Annotated in this window: 15 protein-coding genes; 5 read left to right on the top strand and 10 right to left on the bottom strand. The window is 59.6% G+C overall.

Annotation, left to right across the window (positions count from 1 at the left end):
- Nucleotide 1: 1 nt before the first annotated feature.
- From GRPL_RS02335 to GRPL_RS02355, 5 genes are read right to left on the bottom strand one after another with little or no spacing between them, the layout of a single operon-like run.
- Nucleotides 2–1159, bottom strand: a complete 1158-nt coding sequence (locus GRPL_RS02335) for a branched-chain amino acid ABC transporter substrate-binding protein (protein WP_032689101.1) — start codon at nt 1157–1159, stop codon at nt 2–4.
- Nucleotides 1160–1184: 25 nt separating this feature from the next.
- Complete coding sequence (locus GRPL_RS02340) at nt 1185–1904, bottom strand: ABC transporter ATP-binding protein (protein WP_032700631.1); 720 nt, start codon at nt 1902–1904, stop codon at nt 1185–1187.
- Complete coding sequence (locus GRPL_RS02345; protein ID WP_032689098.1) at nt 1897–2664, bottom strand: ABC transporter ATP-binding protein; 768 nt, start codon at nt 2662–2664, stop codon at nt 1897–1899. The genes GRPL_RS02340 and GRPL_RS02345 overlap by 8 nt, the downstream gene beginning before the upstream one ends.
- Nucleotides 2661–3767, bottom strand: coding sequence for a branched-chain amino acid ABC transporter permease (locus GRPL_RS02350; protein WP_032696481.1), 1107 nt, complete (start codon nt 3765–3767; stop codon nt 2661–2663). The genes GRPL_RS02345 and GRPL_RS02350 overlap by 4 nt, the downstream gene beginning before the upstream one ends.
- A gap of 10 nt (nt 3768–3777) precedes the next feature.
- Nucleotides 3778–4728: a branched-chain amino acid ABC transporter permease gene (locus GRPL_RS02355; RefSeq protein WP_032689093.1), complete on the bottom strand. Its 951-nt coding sequence runs from the start codon at nt 4726–4728 to the stop codon at nt 3778–3780.
- Between the two features lie 171 nt (nt 4729–4899).
- Between GRPL_RS02355 and GRPL_RS02360 the strand changes: the two genes are divergently transcribed.
- The 4 genes from GRPL_RS02360 to licT all read left to right on the top strand — a co-directional run bounded on the left by GRPL_RS02360 (nt 4900) and on the right by licT (nt 10178).
- A complete protein-coding gene (locus tag GRPL_RS02360; RefSeq protein WP_032689091.1) occupies nt 4900–5829 on the top strand; it encodes a LysR substrate-binding domain-containing protein in 930 nt (309 codons plus the stop codon).
- Between the two features lie 211 nt (nt 5830–6040).
- Nucleotides 6041–7921: a beta-glucoside-specific PTS transporter subunit IIABC gene (locus tag GRPL_RS02365; RefSeq protein ID WP_032700630.1), complete on the top strand. Its 1881-nt coding sequence runs from the start codon at nt 6041–6043 to the stop codon at nt 7919–7921.
- Entirely contained in the window at nt 7918–9342 is a 1425-nt protein-coding gene (locus GRPL_RS02370; RefSeq protein WP_032696479.1) for a glycoside hydrolase family 1 protein, read from the top strand. Before GRPL_RS02365 ends, GRPL_RS02370 begins: the two co-directional genes overlap by 4 nt.
- Nucleotides 9339–10178: a BglG family transcription antiterminator LicT gene (gene licT / locus GRPL_RS02375; RefSeq protein WP_032689086.1), complete on the top strand. Its 840-nt coding sequence runs from the start codon at nt 9339–9341 to the stop codon at nt 10176–10178. The genes GRPL_RS02370 and licT overlap by 4 nt, the downstream gene beginning before the upstream one ends.
- A 276-nt stretch (nt 10179–10454) precedes the next feature.
- Here licT and GRPL_RS02380 read toward each other — a convergent pair whose 3' ends face one another.
- From GRPL_RS02380 to cscK, 5 genes are all read right to left on the bottom strand, one after another.
- On the bottom strand, nt 10455–11459 hold the full coding sequence (locus GRPL_RS02380; protein ID WP_032696477.1) for a LacI family DNA-binding transcriptional regulator: 1005 nt from the start codon (nt 11457–11459) through the stop codon (nt 10455–10457).
- Nucleotides 11460–11489: 30 nt separating this feature from the next.
- Nucleotides 11490–12890, bottom strand: a complete 1401-nt coding sequence (locus GRPL_RS02385) for a sucrose-6-phosphate hydrolase (protein WP_032700629.1) — start codon at nt 12888–12890, stop codon at nt 11490–11492.
- Nucleotides 12890–14260, bottom strand: a complete 1371-nt coding sequence (locus tag GRPL_RS02390; RefSeq protein WP_032689082.1) for a sucrose-specific PTS transporter subunit IIBC — start codon at nt 14258–14260, stop codon at nt 12890–12892. Before GRPL_RS02390 ends, GRPL_RS02385 begins: the two co-directional genes overlap by 1 nt.
- A gap of 136 nt (nt 14261–14396) precedes the next feature.
- The gene (locus GRPL_RS02395; RefSeq protein ID WP_032696475.1) at nt 14397–15914 is read right to left on the bottom strand and encodes a carbohydrate porin; all 1518 of its coding nucleotides are present in this window, start codon (nt 15912–15914) and stop codon (nt 14397–14399) included.
- Nucleotides 15915–16080: 166 nt separating this feature from the next.
- Nucleotides 16081–17004, bottom strand: coding sequence for a fructokinase (gene cscK, locus GRPL_RS02400; protein ID WP_032700628.1), 924 nt, complete (start codon nt 17002–17004; stop codon nt 16081–16083).
- Between the two features lie 366 nt (nt 17005–17370).
- Here cscK and GRPL_RS02405 point away from each other — a divergent pair, with 366 nt between their 5' ends.
- Entirely contained in the window at nt 17371–17760 is a 390-nt protein-coding gene (locus tag GRPL_RS02405; RefSeq protein WP_032689078.1) for a hypothetical protein, read from the top strand.
- Nucleotides 17761–17853: the final 93 nt, after the last annotated feature.

Genomic DNA, 17853 nt, shown 5'->3' with positions numbered 1-17853 from the left:
GTTACTTCGTTGTTGCGCCGCCGAGTACGGTTTGCGGCTGCCATTTGCCGTCGACGACTTTGTAAACGGTAAAGGTTGGCGATTTCAGGTTGCCCTCTTTATCAAAGGCGATTTGTCCGGTGACGCCGGCGTAGTTAATGGCGCGCAGGGCGGGCAGATAGTCGGCCGGATCGACGGAGTCAGCTTTTTCCATCGCCGCCACCAGCACGCGGGTGGCGTCATAGGCGAACGGGGCATGCAGCTCGATATGGGTGTGATAGCGCGCCTGGTAGGCCTGCTCAAAGGCTTTACCGCCCGGCATCTGTTCGACCGGCAGTCCCGGCTCCAGCGCCACCACGCCGTTACCCTCTTTCTGCGCCAGCTGCAGGAAGGTCTGGCTGACAAAACCGCCGGCGCCCATCAGGGTGGCGTTCATACCCAGCTGTTTGATGCGCCGCGCCAGCGGAGCCGCCTGGCTATCGACGCCGCCGAAGAAGATCAGATCGGCATTTTTACTGCGGATCGCGGTCAGCACGGCGCTGAAGTCGACGGTTTTATCATCGACGTACTGGCGGTCAACGATTTTGATCCCCTGTGCGTCCAGCGACTTAATAAACTCGTCCGCCAGCCCCTGACCAAAGGCGGTACGGTCATCGATAACCGCGATGCGTTTCGCTTTCAGGGTTTGTACCGCATACTGTCCGGCAAACTGGCCGCCGTCATCGTCGTGGCCCATCACGCGGAAGCTGGTGTCGAAGCCCTGTCTGGTATAGGCGTGCCCGGTGGCGACCGGCGCGACCTGGGCGATGCCCGCATCGTGGTAAACCCGTGCTGCGGGAATGCTGGTGCCGGTGTTCCAGTGGCCGACGACGCCGGCGACGCCGCTATCCACCAGACGCTGAGCGACGGCAACGGCGGTACGCGGGTCGGACTGGTCGTCTTCCGATTGCAGCTTAAAGGTTACCGCCTTGCCGCCGATGGTCGGGTGCTGCTTGTTGATATCGTCAATCGCCAGCTGCGCGCCGTTTTCGAGGTCCTTGCCGATACGCGCAGAAGGGCCGGTCAGCGGACCCGCCAGGCCGATAATCACGGTTTCGCTGGCCGCAGACCATGCGGCGGATGAGGCAAAGCCGCTGAGCACAATAGCGGCGCTGAGGGCACTGATTTTGACTGTTTTCATTGTTTTTCCCTGATGCTGGTTAGTGTTAAGCGGGCACTTCGCCCAAATAAATCTGTGCGATACGGTCGTCGGCCAGCAGCGCCTGCGAGGCGCCACGTTCCACAATACTGCCGCTGTCCATCACCCACGCGCTGTCGGTGGCCTCCAGCGCCAGGCGCGCGTTCTGCTCAATCAGCAGCAGCGCCACGCCGCGCTGACGGAGCGTGGCGATCACGCGAAAAACGTTCTCGACCATTAGCGGCGCCAGGCCCATCGAGGGCTCGTCGAGGATCAGCAGGCGCGGCTGGCTGAGGAGGGCGCGGTTCAGCGCCAGCAGCTGCTGTTCGCCGCCGGAGAGCAGCCCGGCCAGCTGATGCTGCCGTTCCGCCAGGCGCGGGAAGTTGGCGAAGATTTCCGCCATCTCCTGCCGGACCGCCGCGCTATCGCGACGCAGCCAGGCGCCCATCTGCAGGTTTTCCAGTACCGTCATGCGGGTAAAGATGCCGCGGCCTTCCGGTACCATCACCAGCCCTTCGCGCAGCAGCGACTCCGCTTTGCGTCGACGTACCGCTTTACCGTTGAAAAGAATCTCGCCGCTAAAGGGTTCCAGCCCGGTAATGGCGCGGACGGTGGAGCTTTTGCCTGCGCCGTTGGCGCCGATCAAAGTCGCCTGCTCACCCGCTTGCACGCTGAATGAGACGTCGCGTACCGCCTGGATGCCGCCGTAGTGCACGCTGAGGCCGGTCACGGTTAACAGATCAGACATGGGTGTTTCCTCCCAGCCAGGCGGCGATCACCGCCGGATCGCGGCGTACGGTTTCCGGCGTGCCGCTGGTTAATGTTTTGCCGTAATCCAGCACCATCAGGCGATCGCAAATCCCCATCACCAGCTTGACGTCGTGCTCAATCATCAGCAGCGTCTTGCCATCATCGCGAATGCGCAGCAGCAGTTCGCCAAGGGCCATCTTCTCGGCGGCGTTCATCCCGGCCGCCGGTTCATCCAGCGCCAGCAGGCGCGGATCGGTAGCCAGCGCGCGGGCAATCTCCAGTCGCCGCTGGTGGCCGTAAGCGAGGTCGCAGGCGCGGTAGTGGGCGAACTGCGCAATGCCGGTATAGTCCAGCCAGTGCCACGCCAGCTCGCGGGTCTGCGCCTCTTCGGCGCGGGCGCGTTTATGCCGGGTAAGCGCGGCCCACAGACCGTTGCGGGTGCGTACGTGGCGGCCGACCATCACGTTTTCCAGCACCGACATGTCGTTAAACAGCCGCACGTTCTGGAAGGTACGGGCGATGCCGGCGGCGGTGACCTTCTCGATATTTTTCGGGAAATAGGGCTGGCCGGCGATAGCGAACTCGCCGCTGTCCGCCGGGTAAAGCCCGGTAATCAGGTTAAAGCAGGTGGTTTTCCCCGCGCCGTTGGGGCCGATCAGGCCGTAGATTTCACCTTCGTTAATGGTCAGCGAGACGTTATCGACCGCCGTCAGGCCGCCAAAGCGCTTTGACATGTGGCGTACGCTTAACAGGCTCATGCTTTGACTCCCTGATGACGTGCGGGCCAGATACCCTGAGGGCGCAGCAGCATAACCAGCACCAGCGCCAGGCCGTAGAACAGCTGGCGCAGCACTTCCGGGTCAATCAGCACTTCGCCAAACAGCGCCTGCTGCAGCGGCGCCGCCTGGCTGCGCAGCAGCTCCGGCAGCGCGGTCAGCAGCACCGCGCCGAGGATCACCCCGGGGATATGGCCCATGCCGCCGAGCACCACCATCGCCAGTACCGCAATTGACTCCTGTAGCGTGAAGGATTCCGGCGAAACGAAGCCCTGAAATGCGCCGAACAGCGCCCCCGCCACGCCGCCGAATGAAGCGCCGATAGCGAAAGCCAGCAGTTTGTAGTTACGCAGGTTGATGCCCATTGCGCGGGCGACGTCTTCGTCCTCGCGGATGGCGTGCCAGGCCCGGCCAATGCGTGAATGCTGTAGCCGCAGGCAGACGAAAATAATCGCCACAATCACCAGCATCAGCAGGTAGTACCACAGCCACAGCGCCGGGACTTTAAAACCAAACCAGTGATAGACGCCGCTAAATTTCAGCCCGAACAGATTCAGCGAATCGACCCCGGAAATGCCTTTTGCGCCGTTGGTGATGTTGACCGGACGGTCGAGGTTACGCATCAGGATGCGGATAATTTCGCCGAACCCGAGAGTGACAATCGCCAGATAGTCGCCGCGCAGCTTCAGCGTTGGCGCGCCCAGTACGATACCGCAGCCCGCCGCCACCAGCGCAGCGAGCGGAATAATCACCAGCCATGAAGTGTGCAGGCCGTCCGGGAACCAGCTATTTAAAATCGGGAATACCTCCAGCAGATGCGGTGAGGCCAAAAGCGCCGCCAGATACGCGCCGACGGCGTAAAAAGCGATAAAGCCCATATCCAGCAGACCGGTGTAGCCGACCACGATATTCAGCCCCAGCGCCAGCATGATGTAGAGCAGGGCGAAGTCGATGACCCGCACCCAGTAGTTGCCGCCGAGCTGGCTGGCGACCATCGGCGCTACCAGCAGTGCGCAGACGAACAGCGTCATCCCGGACCAGAAGCGGCGGGAGACGACGGGCGTATCGAGTTGTGCTGTTGTCATCATGTTTCTCCTAGGCCCGGTGCGCGACGCGTTCGCCGAGCAAACCAGCCGGGCGGAAGACCAGCACCAGAATCAGTACCATAAAGGCGAAGATATCCTGGTAGTTGCTGCCAAAGACGCCGTGGGTCAGGTCGCCGAGATAGCCGGCCCCCAGGGATTCGATCAGGCCCAGTAGCAGGCCGCCGACCATCGCGCCGCGAATATTACCGATGCCGCCGAGCACCGCGGCGGTAAAAGCCTTAATGCCGGGCAGAAAGCCCATAGAGAAGCCGGCGCTGCCGTAGTTGCTGGCCATCATCACGCCAGCCAGCGCGGCGAATACGCCGCCGATGGCGAAAGTCAGGATGATAATCGCGTTGGGGTTAACCCCCATCAGCGTGGCAATGCGTGGATTTTCCGCTACCGCGCGCATACCGCGACCTAAGCGGGTGTACTCCACCAGCAGCCACAGGCCGAGCATCACCGCGAGGGCCAGCGCGACGGTGACGATACCGGTGACGGTAACGAGAGCCGGAGGATGCGCTGCGCTGCCGTGGGTCACGGCGATCGGATCCATGGGCAGGATCTGCGGGAACATCAGCGGATTACGCGACCAGACGATCATCGCCACGGTTTGCAGCAGTACCGAGACGCCGATCCCGGAGATCAGCGGCGCCAGGCGCGGGGCGTTGCGCAGGCGGCGGTAGGCAAAGCGCTCGATCGCCATCGCCAGCAGGGCGCACACCGCCATGGCCAGCAGCAGCGCCAGCCCCAGCTGCGCCAGCGGCGGCAGATTGGGGAAATGGGCATTCAGCGCGTTCATCCCGGAGAGGGTGGTTAACGCGCCGACCATCAGAATATCGCCGTGGGCAAAGTTAATAATGCGCAGAATGCCATACACCATGGTGTAGCCGAGCGCGATCAGGGCGTAGATGCTGCCGAGCATGACCCCGTTGATTATTTGTTGTATGAGTGTGTCCAACTGGTTCTTCCGACAAGATGCTCAAATAATAGCTACCATCCAACAAATGAATTAAATTGTAAAATACGCATATATTCTTTCTTATGATAAATGCGTTTTTAACTATCTTTATGATTTTTAATATAATTAAATAAAGCATCGAGTCGTGAAATACGCTAAGAAAATCAACATATGAAAAAAACAGAACAGTCAGAGGGGCCGGTTAGCTGGTCGGAGAGTACGTTAGCCAACGATCCGCCGCTGCGGGCGGTGCGCGCCTTCGAGGCGATCGCACGCCTCGGCAGCGTGACCCTGGCGGCGCAGGAGCTGGCGATTTCGCCCTCGGCGGTCAGCCACCAGCTGAAGGTGCTGGAAGGCTATTTGCAGATCCCGCTTACCGAACGCCAGGGGCGGCGGCTGACCCTCAGCCAGCAGGGGCGGGAGTATTATCGCTCGATCCGCGCGGCGTTTAACGTGCTGCGCCAGGCCACCGAACATCTGGTCGATCAGGTGCAAACCCAGCAGGTGACGATCAGCCTGATCCCGCTGTTTGGTATGGGCTGGTTTATTCCCCGTCTGCCGTCGTTCATGCACGCCAATCCGCATACCGAAATCAACGTGGTTTACGCCAACCACCGCAACTACCTTAGCGATGCTTCCGATATGTCGATCCGCTTTGGCAACGGTCACTGGGTGGGCTATCAAAGCGAAAAGCTGATTTCCGGCAAAATGGTGCCGGTATGCAGCCAGGCTTTTTTGCGCCTGCATGGGCATATTGATACCCCGGAGCAGCTGTTGCAGATGCCGCTGCTGCACGACGAGGAGCGCACGACATGGAACCAGTGGTTTGTGCAGCAGGGGGTTAAACGCCCGCCGCGCTCGACGGGGCCGCTGTTTGAAGATGGCCTGCTGACCCTGGCGGGGGTACAGGCCGGGCTGGGCTGTGCGCTGATGCGCGAGCCGCTGATCGCTCCCTATCTGAAGAGCGGCGAGCTGGTGAAAATCTTCGCTGCGGCAATAGATGATGGCCGGGATTACTACCTCTGCGTGCGTCAGGATAGCGAGATGACCCCCAACGGCAAGCTCTTACAGAGCTGGCTGCGTCAGCAGGCCCTTGGGTGATCTTCACTTAAGAATTTACTTAATCCAGCTCACACTTTTGCCCGCTCGCCGTTGTCATTGAGCAGGGACGCTTAGATAATCCGCCGAAATAACCCATTTTTATGATGGCGTGCTACTGCGAAAGCAGGCAAGACCAAAATAGAAATGCTCTCCCGCCAAGGGGAGCGTCTCTGTTTTGGTCTTTTTTTTTGCCCCAACACCAGAGAACACTATGAACTATAACCAAACAGCAGACAAAATCCTCCACGCGGTGGGCGGTGCGGAGAATATCCGCATGCTCACCCATTGCGCGACCCGGCTACGCATGGAGTTCAACGACCGCGCCAGGGTTAACGATGCGCAGATTGGCACTATCCCCGGCGTGATCAGCGTGGTGGAGAAGGGCGGCCAGTTCCAGATTGTTATCGGCAATGAGGTGCAGCAGGTTTATCGCCTGCTCCATAAGGCCCTGCCGGAGAAGAAAAACCCGACCAGCGGCGACAAAAACGCCAGGCCGGCCGGCATCGTCGCGCGGGTTATCAGCGTCATTTCGACCACCTTCACCCCGGTGATCCCGGCGATTACCGGCGCGGGGATGATTAAAGCGCTGTTGGCCATTCTCAAGCTCACGGGGGTGATTAGCGAAACCAGCTCGACGTATCAGCTGCTGAATATTATTGCCGATGCCGCCTTCTTCTTCCTGCCGGTACTGCTGGCCTACGGCGCGTCGCTGAAGTTTGAATGCAATCCGATTCTGGCGATGACCCTCGCCGGCGTGCTGCTGCATCCGGGCATCGGCCAGATGCTGGCGGCCGGTAAAGCGGTCGATTTTGTCGGTATCAACGTCCTGCTTTCCGATTATGCCGGTTCGGTGCTGCCGATCATTCTGACCGTGTGGCTGATGTCGTGGGTGGAGCGTTTTGCCGAAAAAGTGTCGCCATCGATTATCAAATTCTTCGTTAAGCCGATGCTGATTCTGCTGATTACCGCGCCGCTGGCGCTGGTGGTGGTCGGCCCGGCGGGCATTTTGCTTAACGACCTGGTCGCCGCCGGGGCGGGCGCTATCGACCGCCACGCCAGCTGGTTGATCCCGATGCTGATGGGCACCCTGCAGCCCTTCCTGATTATTACCGGTACCGCGTGGGCGATGACGCCGATCGCCACCGGTCAGCTGAGTAAAAGCGGTTACGAGATGATTAACGGCCCGGGGATGCTGGCCTCAAACGTGGCGATGGGCGCGGCGACGCTGTGCGTGGCGCTGAAAACCAAAAATAGCAACCTGCGCCAGCTGGCCTCTTCATCGGGCTTTACCGCGCTGCTGGGGATCACCGAACCGGCGCTGTACGGGGTGCTGCTCAAGTTCCGCCGGGTGCTGATTGCCGCGATGATCGGCGGCGGCTGCGCCGGGGTCTATGCCGGGGTGAGCGGGCTGGTGCGCTACGCCTTTGTCTCGCCAGGTCTTGCGGCGCTGCCGGCGTTTATCGGCGAAAACCCGATGAACATCGTCCATGCGCTGGTGACCTGCGCGATTTCCATCGTGGTGACCTTTACCCTGACCTGGTTTATCGCCTTCAAAGATGTTCCTGAGGAACAAGAAGAGGTGGGCGAGGCGCCGCAGCCTGCGGTCAGCGCCAAAAGCGAGGGGGAAACTGAAGTATTAAGCCCGCTGCGCGGTCAGGTGGTGGCGCTCAGTGAAGTGAACGATGACGTTTTCTCCGGCGGTCTGCTGGGCGAGGGGCTGGCGATTCGTCCTGAGGAAGGAGTCCTGCGCGCGCCGTTTAGCGGCACGGTGATGATGTTTCTGCCTTCCTGCCACGCCGTTGGTCTGCGGAGCGACAGCGGTCTTGAGCTGCTGATCCATATCGGTATTGATACCGTTAATCTTAACGGCCAGCACTTTAGCTCGACGCTGAAGGTCGGCGATAGAGTAGAGTCGGGGCAGGCGCTGATCCGCTTTGATATTCCCGCCATCGAACAGGCCGGGTATGACCTGATTACGCCGGTGATTGTGGTCAACGGCGATGAACAGCACGCTCTGCGCCTCACCGCCGCCGCGCAGGTGGATTACGGCGAACCGCTGATGGTGCAATCCGCTAAGGAGGCGCAGGCATGATCTATCAACAGCAGGCCCGGTTCCCGGACGGTTTTCTGTGGGGCGCGTCCACCTCGGCCTATCAGGTTGAGGGCGCGTGGAATGAAGACGGTAAAGGACCGTCGGTGGTCGACATGCTCAGCCATCCGCCGGGAACGGCGGACTTCCGCATCGCCAGCGACCATTATCATCGCGTGGAAGAGGACGTCGCGCTGATGGCGCAAATGGGGCTGAAGGCCTACCGCTTTTCGCTGGCCTGGTCGCGGGTGATACCTGACGGCGACGGCCCGGTGAATCCGGGCGGGCTGGCCTTTTATCACCGCCTGATCGACGCCCTGACCCGCCACGGGATCACCCCCATCGTGACGCTCTACCACTTCGACCTGCCGTGGGCGCTGGAGCTCAAAGGCGGCTGGCTGAACCGCAAAACCGGGGAGGCGTTCGTGCGCTATGCCAGGCTGCTGTTCAGTGAATTTGCCGCCAAAGTTCCGCTCTGGCTGACCATCAACGAACAGAACACCATGATCCTCCATCCCGGGGCGATTGGCGTGCCCGCCGATCGTGAACTGCCGGATAAGAAGGCGCTGTACCAGCAGAATCATCATATGATGCTGGCCCAGGCGCAGATCTTCGCCCTGTGCCACCGCGAGTTCCCCGGGCTGCGCATCGGCCCGGCGATAAACACCACTTCGATGTACGCCGAAAGCTGTAAACCGGAGGATGCCATCGCCGCGCATAACTGGGAGACGCTGCGCTGCTGGAGCTTTCTGGATGTGGCGGTGCATGGCCGCTACAACGCCCTGGCGTGGGCCTACATGCAGGACCGCGGCCTCGCGCCGGAACTGCAGCCAGAAGATGCGCTGATTTTGCAGCAGGGGCGGCCGGACTTTATCGCCATTAACTACTACTCCACCGCCACCATTGCCGCCAGTCGGGGCGATGGCGCAGACGTTGCGCCCCGCGCGGGTGACCAGCAAATTATGCTGGGCGAAGAGGGGGTTTATCGCCCGGCGGAAAACCCGTGGGTTGGCAAAACCCCCTACGGCTGGGTCGTCGACCCGGTGGGGCTGCGCCTGACGCTGCGCAAAGTGTGCGAGCGCTACGGCCTGCCAATTCTGATTAGCGAAAACGGCATGGGCGCGCCGGATAAGCTCGAGCATGACGGGACGGTGAATGACGATTACCGCATCGCCTTCTTACAGGCGCATATTGAGCAAATGCGGCTGGCGATTGCCGACGGCGTCGAGCTGATGGGCTACTGCCCGTGGGCGGCAATTGATGTGGTCAGCACCCATCAGGGATACGCCAAGCGCTACGGTTTTATTTATGTCGATCGCGGTGAGGATGACCTGAAGAGCCTGCAAAGGATCCGCAAACGCAGCTTCTGGTGGTATAAGGATGTCATCGCGCAAAACGGCAACCACGATGAGTCGCAGAGATGATTGTTCAGAAGGTGCTCAATAATAGCCTCGTGCTCTCTATGGATGACGATAGCAGGGAGGTTATCGTCATGGGGAAAGGTATTGGCTTCAACAGCCGACCCGGGGATGAGATTGCCGCGGAGAAGATTGAGAAGCTATTCGTGACCCAGGCGCTCGGCGCGCGCAGCGGCTATCTCGAGGCGCTCTCCGCCATCCCGGACGAGGTCATCGAAATGGCGGCGATGATTATTTCCCGCGCCAATATGCAGCTTGCCAGCAAGGTTCGCGAGCAGATTTTCTTGACCCTCGCCGACCACCTGACCTTCGCCATTGAGCGCAGCCGCAAAGGGATCGCCATTCAAAACCGTCTGCTGCCGGAAGTGAGGCGTTTCTATCCGCAGCAGTTCCGCGTCGCCAGCGAAGCGGTGACGATTATTCGCCAGCAGTACGGGATTGAACTGCCGGAAGAGGAGGCCGGGAATATCGCGTTTCATCTGGTTAACGGCCAGAGCGAGGGCGACGACGTGGCGCAGACCATGCAGTCGGTGAAGATGCTGAAGGATATTTTTAATCTCGTGCAGTACCACTTTAAGCAGCAGATAGACACCGGGTCGATTAACTACTCGCGCTTTCTGATCCATATGCAGTTTTTCCTCCAGCGTTTACAGGAGGGGGAGCTGGACGGCGCGCGGGACAGTTTTCTGCTGGTGCAGGTGATTAAGGAGTATCCGGACGCTTACCGCTGCGCGCTGCGGATCCGCGATTACGTTAAGGCCCAGCTCGATATCACCCTCGGCGGCAACGAGCTGCTGTGGCTCACCGTGCATCTGGTGCGGATTAGCGGCCTCGATGCGTAAGTGTGTTCGATGAATAGGGCGCATTACCTTTTTTGTCCTTACGACGAAAGTCGTCGCCGATGGCTGACAACATGCGCTTTTCCGGAATCGCCCGGCGGCGCGTGGCTTGCGTGGGCCTACGGAAAACGCATAGCCTGCGGATATTAGGGGTTTTGTAGGCCGGGTAAGGCGCTAGCCGCCACCCGGCAAAAATGCGAGCACGGTGTCTAAAACGGGTTGGTCATCAGTCTCAGACGACGAAAGTCGTCGCTTCGACACATCCGATGCCGCGTCATTTCAACGATGCCGAATCTGCAGCGTCGCGGGCAGGTAGCGCCGTAGCGGCTCAGGCGTGTTGCCGTCGATCAGCTGGCTTATCAGATCGTAGCAGTGCCAGGCCAGCTGACGGTTATCCTGCTGGACGGTGTCGATACGCAGCGACAGCGAATCGTAGAGATAGTGATCGTCAAAGCTCGCCAGATGAATATCGCAATCCAGTAAATGGTGCTGACTCATATAGCGCAGCACCCCTTCCAGCAGACCGCAGGCGGCGGTGAACAGCGCCTTTGGCGGCCGCCCGAGACGCGCGCAGAGGGCGGCGAACATCTCGTAGCCGGAGCTCGGATGATAGTTGCCGTTAATCACCCACTCGGGACGCAGTTCGACACCGGCGTTTGCCAGCCCCTGAGTAAATCCTGCCAGACGATCGCGGGAGGGCGACAGACGCGGCTGCCCGCCGAGAAACCAGAACTCGTCGCGATGCTGAGGCGCGATGCGGGAAATCAGATCCGCCGTCGGGCTGATGGAGTCGGTCATCACCAGCGGCAGCGTGCTGTCGCTGGGACAGCGGTCAAACAGCACCACCGGCAGCTGTTCGCTGAGCTTGAGGTAATCGGCGTCGTTGTGCATACAGGAGGCGACGATCAGCCCGTCAACCTGGCGGGCAATCATATTATTGACCACCATGGTTTCCTGGCCGGGGTTTTCGTCGGTACAGGAGATCAGCAGTTGAACGCCCGCCTCGCGGCAGAGCATTTCCAGCTCATGAGAGAAGACGGCAAATCCGTAGTTGGTGATTTCAGGCACCACCAGACCGATGGTGTGGCTGCGGTTATCGCGCAGCGAGCGGGCGTGAATACTGGGCTGATAATGTTGTTCGCGCGCAATCGCCAGCACGCGCTCGCGGGTATCCTGCGCCACGCGTAGCTCTTTGCCACGACCGTTCAGCACCAGGCTGGCGGTGGCTTTCGAGACACCCGCCAGCTCGGCGATATCTTTAATGGTAACGCGTTTGGTTTTCATCACGACAACATGCGCCTGAATTTAAAACGCTTATTCTACCATGCATGGCTCCAGCGACCAGTAGCAGAATGTTACCGGCGTCGCGCCGCTGAAAATCAGCTGTGCCGGATAGTCCGGGAAGAAGCGGCTGCTCATTACCCCTTCGCCGTCGTTAATGAAAATCTCCACGCTCGACCGGTCGACGAAGATCCGCAGCGAGCGAACCTCGCCGCGCCAGTAGCGATAGAGCATGTCGTCGCTGGCGAGGCTGCGCCGCGCCAGACGAAGGCCGCGGGTATCGCGCTCGAGGGTCAACGCGCCGCCGAAATCGAGGCTAAACGCGTCGTCACCGGCGGTATCGAGGGCTATCTCCAGCGGCGCCAGCGGCAGAACGTTGCCCTGCCAGCCGCGGACTTCGCCGCGCAGGGCGCTCAGTTCGCGCAGCGGGCGCTGATAGAGTTTGCCGTCCACCCACTCCAGTTCGCGCAGGCAGGTCATCTGGTGGATCCAGCCGTTGGCCCGCGTCGGCTGGCGCATCTCCTCGCCGTCCGGGACGCCCATCCAGCCAACCAGCAGCCGGCGGCCGTCGGTTGTCTGCATGGTTTGCGGGGCGTAGAACTCAAACCCGGCATCCAGCTCGTGCAACTCGCCGTGCGTGAAGGCGGCGCTGGCGTAGTCGAAGCCGCCGGCCATCCACACCGCCGGATAAGTGTTGAGGTAGCGCTCTTTCTCGCGGGTAATCCCCTGCGGGCAGCAAATCAGAATATGCTGGTCGCCAAGCGGGAACAGGTCCGGACACTCCCACATGTAACCGGCATCGTGCAATCCGTTGATACCGGCGCCGGCGATTTCGCCTTCGTTGGTCCATTGAGAGAGGTCCGCAGAGCTGAACAGCAGCACCTTGCCGCATTTTTGCCGATCCTGTGCGCCTAAAACCATGTACCAGCGGTCTTCATGCCGCCACACTTTCGGGTCGCGCACGTGGCCGGTATAGCCCTCCGGCAGCGGCAGGACCGGGCCGGTTTTGCTGAAGGTGCCGTCGGCATTTTCCGTCGCCAGGCACTGCCAGGCGGTCCGGCTGCCGTCTGCAAACTTGACGTTGCCGGTGTAGCACAGAGTCAGCGTCCCGTTGTTATCCACCGCGCTGCCGGAGTAGCAGCCGTTGCGGTCATACTCTTCGTCCGGCATCAGCGCAATCGGTTCATGCCGCCAGTGCAGCAGATCGGCCGAGCTCCAGTGCGCCCAGCACTTGAAGGTATGATCGCAGGCGAGCGGATTCCACTGATAGAACAGGTGGTAGCGCCCGGCAAATTCGATAAAGCCGTTGGGGTCGTTCATCAGCCCGGTGACCGGCGCATGGTGCCAGCGGGGATAGTGGCTATCGGCCAGCGCACGCGGCTGGCCCTGCATTACGGCCTGCAAAATCGCAGGCAGGCGTGATGGAAGTGACATTATTCCGCGTCCGTTTTGTATTTCAGCAGTAGGGAGACGACAAAGGCAACGCCGAAGGCGATGACCATCCCGATAATGTAGTTCAGCAGTGAACTGGCCTGCACGATTGCCATCCCGGGAATGGCCGTCAGGCCGACCGCAGTCATGTAGACATGCATGGAGACCACCCACGCGCCGCCCGCCGCGCCGCCGATCAGCGCTGCAATAAACGGTTTCACAAAGCGTAAGTTGATACCAAAAATCGCCGCTTCGGTGATGCCCAGCATGGCGGAAAACGCCGATGGCAGGGTAATGGCTTTGATTTTGGCATCTTTGGTTTTAAACCACACCGCCAGACAGGCTCCGCCCTGAGCGACGTTGGCCATCGCCCAAATCGGCAGCAGGAAGTTGACGCCGATGGACGGGTTACCCAGCAGTCCGGCTTCGATAGCGTGGAAGCTGTGGTGAATACCGGTAATCACGATAACCGAATAGAGACCACCAAACAGCAGTCCGGCCAGCCAGCCGGCGTGGGTAATCAGCGTGCTGAGCACGAATGAAATGCCGTCGCCCAGCGCGCGGCCCGCCGGACCGATAATCAGCAGGGCGATAAAACCGGAAATAATCACCGTCAGGAACGGGGTCAGGATCAGGTCCAGCGCGTCGGGGATCACGCGGCGCAGCTGCTTCTCAACAATGCTCATAAACCACACCGCCAGCAGCACCGGGAACACCGTACCCTGATAGCCGATCATCGCAATCTCAAGGCCGAAGAAGTTCATGGTATGGAAACCGGCGGCCACGCCCCAGGCGTTGGTGAGCGCCGGGTGGGTCAGAATGCCGCCGAGCGTCGCACCGAGGTAAGGGTTGCCGCCAAATTCGCGGGCGGCGGTAAAGCCAATCAGGATCGGCAGAATAATAAACGCCGCGGAGCTGCACATATCCAGGATAATGTAGATAGCGTTGCTCGGGTCGACCCAGCCGTAGGTTTTTACCATGCCGAGCAGGCCCATCAGCAGACCGGAGGCAACGATAGCCGGAATAATCGGTACGAAGATATTCGACAGCAGGCGGGCAATACGTTGGAACGGATTAAGCTTTTTCGCCGCGATATTGGCGGCTTCCGACTTGCTGGATTCGCCGACGCCAGCGGCCTGAATAAAAGCGGCGTACACTTTGTTCACCACCCCGGTGCCAAAAATAATCTGCATCTGTCCGGCGTTGCGAAAACATCCTTTTACGCCTTCAATTTTGCCGATAGCCTGCTGGTCGGCGAGCGCATCATCGACCAGCACCAGACGCAGGCGCGTGGCGCAGTGCGCGGCGCTGGCGATATTTTCCTTGCCTCCCAGAAGCGGAAGCAGCGAGCGGGAAATCTGTTCAAAATCCATAGTACCCTCTGAATGCGTAATAATTTTCGTGTTGTGGTCCCGGGTTTACGGGGGCGCAGTCTCTGCGTCGTTATTGTGTCCGGGACGAGGGCCGGCATGCCGCCGCCCCGGTTTTTCTGGCATCAGGCGTTAACCGTCAGAACCAGGTTTCCATTTGCATACCGAACGACCATTCGCCGCCGGATTTAAAACCGCTGCTGCCTAACGCATCATCGCTGGCGTAATTATCCAGTTTTTTGCTCCAGTCCATCCACGAGGTGTAGAGACGGATCTCCGGGCGGCTGAAGAAATCGCCGATGCTACCGACCTTAAAGGTGGGGGCGAAGGTGAGTTTATAGAAGCTACCGTTCACCGCATGGCGGTCGTTGTAGCCTTCGGGTTTGAGATCCATGTACTGGTAGGTACCTTCGTAAGCCAGGGCAAAGTTCTGAGTGATCTCCTGAATTAAACGCAGGTTGAGCGTCGCCCACTGGTAGCTGTCGCCATCGACATAGCGATCTTTACTGCTCTGCGCCAGTACCGCCGGGGCGATAAACCAGTTCTCGCTGAGCGGCGTGGTGCCGTAGCTGGCGAAGCGCCAGGTATTTGCTCCCGGGCGCAACCCGCCGTCGGAACCGACGCCTTTCACTTCGGCACCTAGCCCGTGGCCATAGAGCAGGGCGGTTTTGCTGAGCCCTTCACGCAGGCCGTAAAAGCTGTCGTTGTGCAAACCGAGCAGCGTATGCACCCCGGTATTCGCCGCATCGCCTTTGACCAGATTACCGTTGGTATCTTTACGCTCGTCATTATCTTTCGCCCGCATCCCGCTGACCATCACCTGCACCGGGCCGATGAAGTTGTTCATGCTGAGGATGTAGTTCTGCACGCTATTGCTCGAATCATCAATATCGCCGAAGTTGCGTCCGTATAATGAGAAGTTACTCCGCAGGCTGTCGTTCCACTTCACGTCATAGATACCGCCGCCGGTCCCGGCGAGGAATACCACGTCGGAGTCGACCCAGTGAATATCAAAGTTGTCGCGGTCGAAACGTTTCCCGGCCCATAGGGTTGAACCTTTGAAGGGACCCTCGAAGGTGGGCAGATTGCCCAGCTCGACGAAGGCCTGGCGCACGTTCAAATCGCTGCTGCTTGCCGTCCAGTCGTTGTAGGTGGTTTGACCGTCGGCCACCATCACCTTGAAGCGCGTTGTTGCCCCGTTATCCAGGGTCTGCTTATGTTCGAGATTCATTTCGACATAGGTGTCGGCCTGGTTCCCCAGGCGGCCGATGGCTCCGCCGGTTTCCCCCGCCGGTGTCATATAGGCGCCGGATTTGGTACTGGCGGCGGAGTCATTCATTATGACGCCGGAACGGGCGTAGCCGTGGAACTCAAACCCGCTTTTTTCATCGGCTTTTTTCTCCAGGTTAGCGGTGCGTTGAACGACCTGCTGGGTCGTGTCCTGCGTTTTTTGCTGCTGCGTGGTGAGCTGCTGGACTTTTTTCTCCGCCGACTCGGCGCGGTTTTCCGCGGTTTGAGCCCTGTTTTCCGCATCCTGCAGGCGTTTTTCCAGGGCGATCAAACGGGCTTCGATACTGCTGAGGTCCGTTTGCGCATGAGCTGAGGCCGCGCCGGTTAGCAAAGTAATAACAACCGCGAGTGTGCTTTTTTTATACATGTAGGTCGCATCCCAAACGTAAAATTGACATTATTGTGTTTTTTGCTAAACCGGTTTAGGCGCTATGTTAAACATGACCTTTAACATCTGGGAATATAAATTGCTAAACCGATTTAATAAATGTGATGGATGCAACAAAGTGGGCTGCGAGGGCAGCCCGGAAGGATCAAAATGAGGGGTTAAGATCGTGCAGGTAGGGCAGGGCGGTCATCGCCCCTTTGGCGGTAGTGGCCAGCGCCCCGCAGGTTTGCGCCTGCATGATTGCCGGTTCCAGCGCCGTGGGATCCGTTGGCATTCCCTTAGCGGCAAGGCTGGCAAGCAGTCCGGCGACAAACGCATCGCCTGCGCCGGTGGTATCGACGCTGACCACCGGCTGTGCGGAGAAGTGGGTGCACTGCTGCTGAAAAGCGGCGAGCACCCCGGCTTTACCCTGAGTGACCAGCAGTAGCTCAGGCTGATAGCGCTGGGTCAGGGCGGTTACCCCTTCGGCTACATCCTCTCTGCCGGCGATCAACGCCAGTTCTTCTTCGGACAGTTTTACCACGTTCGCCAGACGCAGGGCGCGATCGAGGCAGGCGTGCAGCAGCTCCGGGTCCTGCCAGAGGTCCGCGCGGATATTGGGGTCAAAGCTGACCCGACCGCCGGCTAATTTTATTCTCTCCATCGCCGCGAAGGTGGTGCTGCGGCTGGGTTCGGCGCTGAGCGCAATGGAGCAGACGTGCAGCCATTCGTTGGCGGCGAAGGGCGGAAGGTCTTCCGGCTGTAAAAACAGGTCCGCGCTGGGGCGAACCATAAAGGTAAAGGTTCTTTCTCCCTCGCCGTCGAGATCGACCACCACGGTAGAGGTCCGGTGCTGCGGATCGCTGCGCATGTAGCGGGTATCCACCTGTTCCTCGCGCAGAGTGTGCTGCATAAAGCGGCCAAAAGGATCGTCGCCGACGCGGCCGATAAACCCGCTGTTGCCACCCAGGCGGGCGATACCTACCGCCACATTGGCCGGCGCGCCGCCGGGACACTGCAACAGGCGACCGCCGCTTTCCGGCAGCAGATCCACTACCGCATCCCCAAGCACCCATACTTTTGCATTCATACTGTTTCCACCTCAATGCTAAACTTAATTAAACCGGTTTAGCTTATTTAAGCATAGCCCGCTGATGAACGAAACGCTGCAATAGATAAAGTGAGAAGCAGGGCAAAAAAACGGCGCGGCCGGCGCGCTGTTTTTGTCCGTCGGTAAGCGGGACCGGGTTCCTTCACCCCCCGATGCCTGGCTGGCGCCGCAGGCAGATGGCCTCCGTCTCGCTCTCTGGCGGTAGCAGGCGTCTGAGGAACGGTTGGTCTGAAAATGGGGATAAACGCCCGGATCTGGTTTTAAGAACTATCCCTAAAGTCATGAGCGGAATGTTATGCCATGCTGTTGATGACTCATAACATTAAGCACGTTAGAGAGGAAATGATGAAAAAAGCAATGATTGCGTTATCTGCGATTCTGGTAGCAGCCCCTGTTTTTGCTGCGACAACACACGCAACTGATGATACCGTCGCGGCGGCCCATGAAGGGGCGAACACGGCGAAAGAAAAACTGCACCAGGCCCAGAACGAGGGCGAAGAGCAGAAGCTGAAATCCGAACACGCGGCGCAAGGTAAAAGCGACAGCGTAGGCAGCCAGGTGAGCGAAGGCGCTCAAAAAACCTGGAATAAGACCAAAGAAGGAACGGAGAAGGGTTGGGATAAGACCAAAGAAGGGACGGAAAAAGGCTGGAATAAGACTAAAGCCGCCACCGAAAAAGGCTGGGATAAAACCAAGCAGGGTGCGGAAGAGCTGAAAAATAAAGTCACCGAATAATCCCGGTAGCGTTGCATAACATAAGGTCGCGAAAGCGGCCTTTTTTTTGCGCCCCATCTGCGGCGATGGATATGACGCTACGGTGATGCCCTC

The sequence above is a fragment of the Klebsiella planticola ATCC 33531 genome (genome assembly GCF_000735435.1).
In the GTDB taxonomy this organism is placed as follows: Bacteria; Pseudomonadota; Gammaproteobacteria; order Enterobacterales; family Enterobacteriaceae; genus Klebsiella; species Klebsiella planticola.
The sequence above is the reverse complement of the archived record's forward strand: the minus strand, read 5'-3'. Positions and strand labels throughout refer to the sequence as shown.

Bases quoted from the DNA above. Each gene is read 5' to 3' on its own strand.
- GRPL_RS02380 (WP_032696477.1), bottom strand. From the start codon at position 11,459: ATGAAAACCAAACGCGTTACCATTAAAGATATCGCCGAGCTGGCGGGT.
- GRPL_RS02405 (WP_032689078.1), top strand. From the start codon at position 17,371: ATGAAAAAAGCAATGATTGCGTTATCTGCGATTCTGGTAGCAGCCCCT.
- cscK (WP_032700628.1), bottom strand. From the start codon at position 17,004: ATGAATGCAAAAGTATGGGTGCTTGGGGATGCGGTAGTGGATCTGCTG.
- GRPL_RS02360 (WP_032689091.1), top strand. From the start codon at position 4,900: ATGAAAAAAACAGAACAGTCAGAGGGGCCGGTTAGCTGGTCGGAGAGT.
- GRPL_RS02350 (WP_032696481.1), bottom strand. From the start codon at position 3,767: ATGACAACAGCACAACTCGATACGCCCGTCGTCTCCCGCCGCTTCTGG.
- GRPL_RS02340 (WP_032700631.1), bottom strand. From the start codon at position 1,904: ATGTCTGATCTGTTAACCGTGACCGGCCTCAGCGTGCACTACGGCGGC.
- GRPL_RS02335 (WP_032689101.1), bottom strand. From the start codon at position 1,159: ATGAAAACAGTCAAAATCAGTGCCCTCAGCGCCGCTATTGTGCTCAGC.
- GRPL_RS02365 (WP_032700630.1), top strand. From the start codon at position 6,041: ATGAACTATAACCAAACAGCAGACAAAATCCTCCACGCGGTGGGCGGT.
- GRPL_RS02385 (WP_032700629.1), bottom strand. From the start codon at position 12,890: ATGTCACTTCCATCACGCCTGCCTGCGATTTTGCAGGCCGTAATGCAG.
- GRPL_RS02390 (WP_032689082.1), bottom strand. From the start codon at position 14,260: ATGGATTTTGAACAGATTTCCCGCTCGCTGCTTCCGCTTCTGGGAGGC.
- licT (WP_032689086.1), top strand. From the start codon at position 9,339: ATGATTGTTCAGAAGGTGCTCAATAATAGCCTCGTGCTCTCTATGGAT.
- GRPL_RS02395 (WP_032696475.1), bottom strand. From the start codon at position 15,914: ATGTATAAAAAAAGCACACTCGCGGTTGTTATTACTTTGCTAACCGGC.
- GRPL_RS02370 (WP_032696479.1), top strand. From the start codon at position 7,918: ATGATCTATCAACAGCAGGCCCGGTTCCCGGACGGTTTTCTGTGGGGC.
- GRPL_RS02345 (WP_032689098.1), bottom strand. From the start codon at position 2,664: ATGAGCCTGTTAAGCGTACGCCACATGTCAAAGCGCTTTGGCGGCCTG.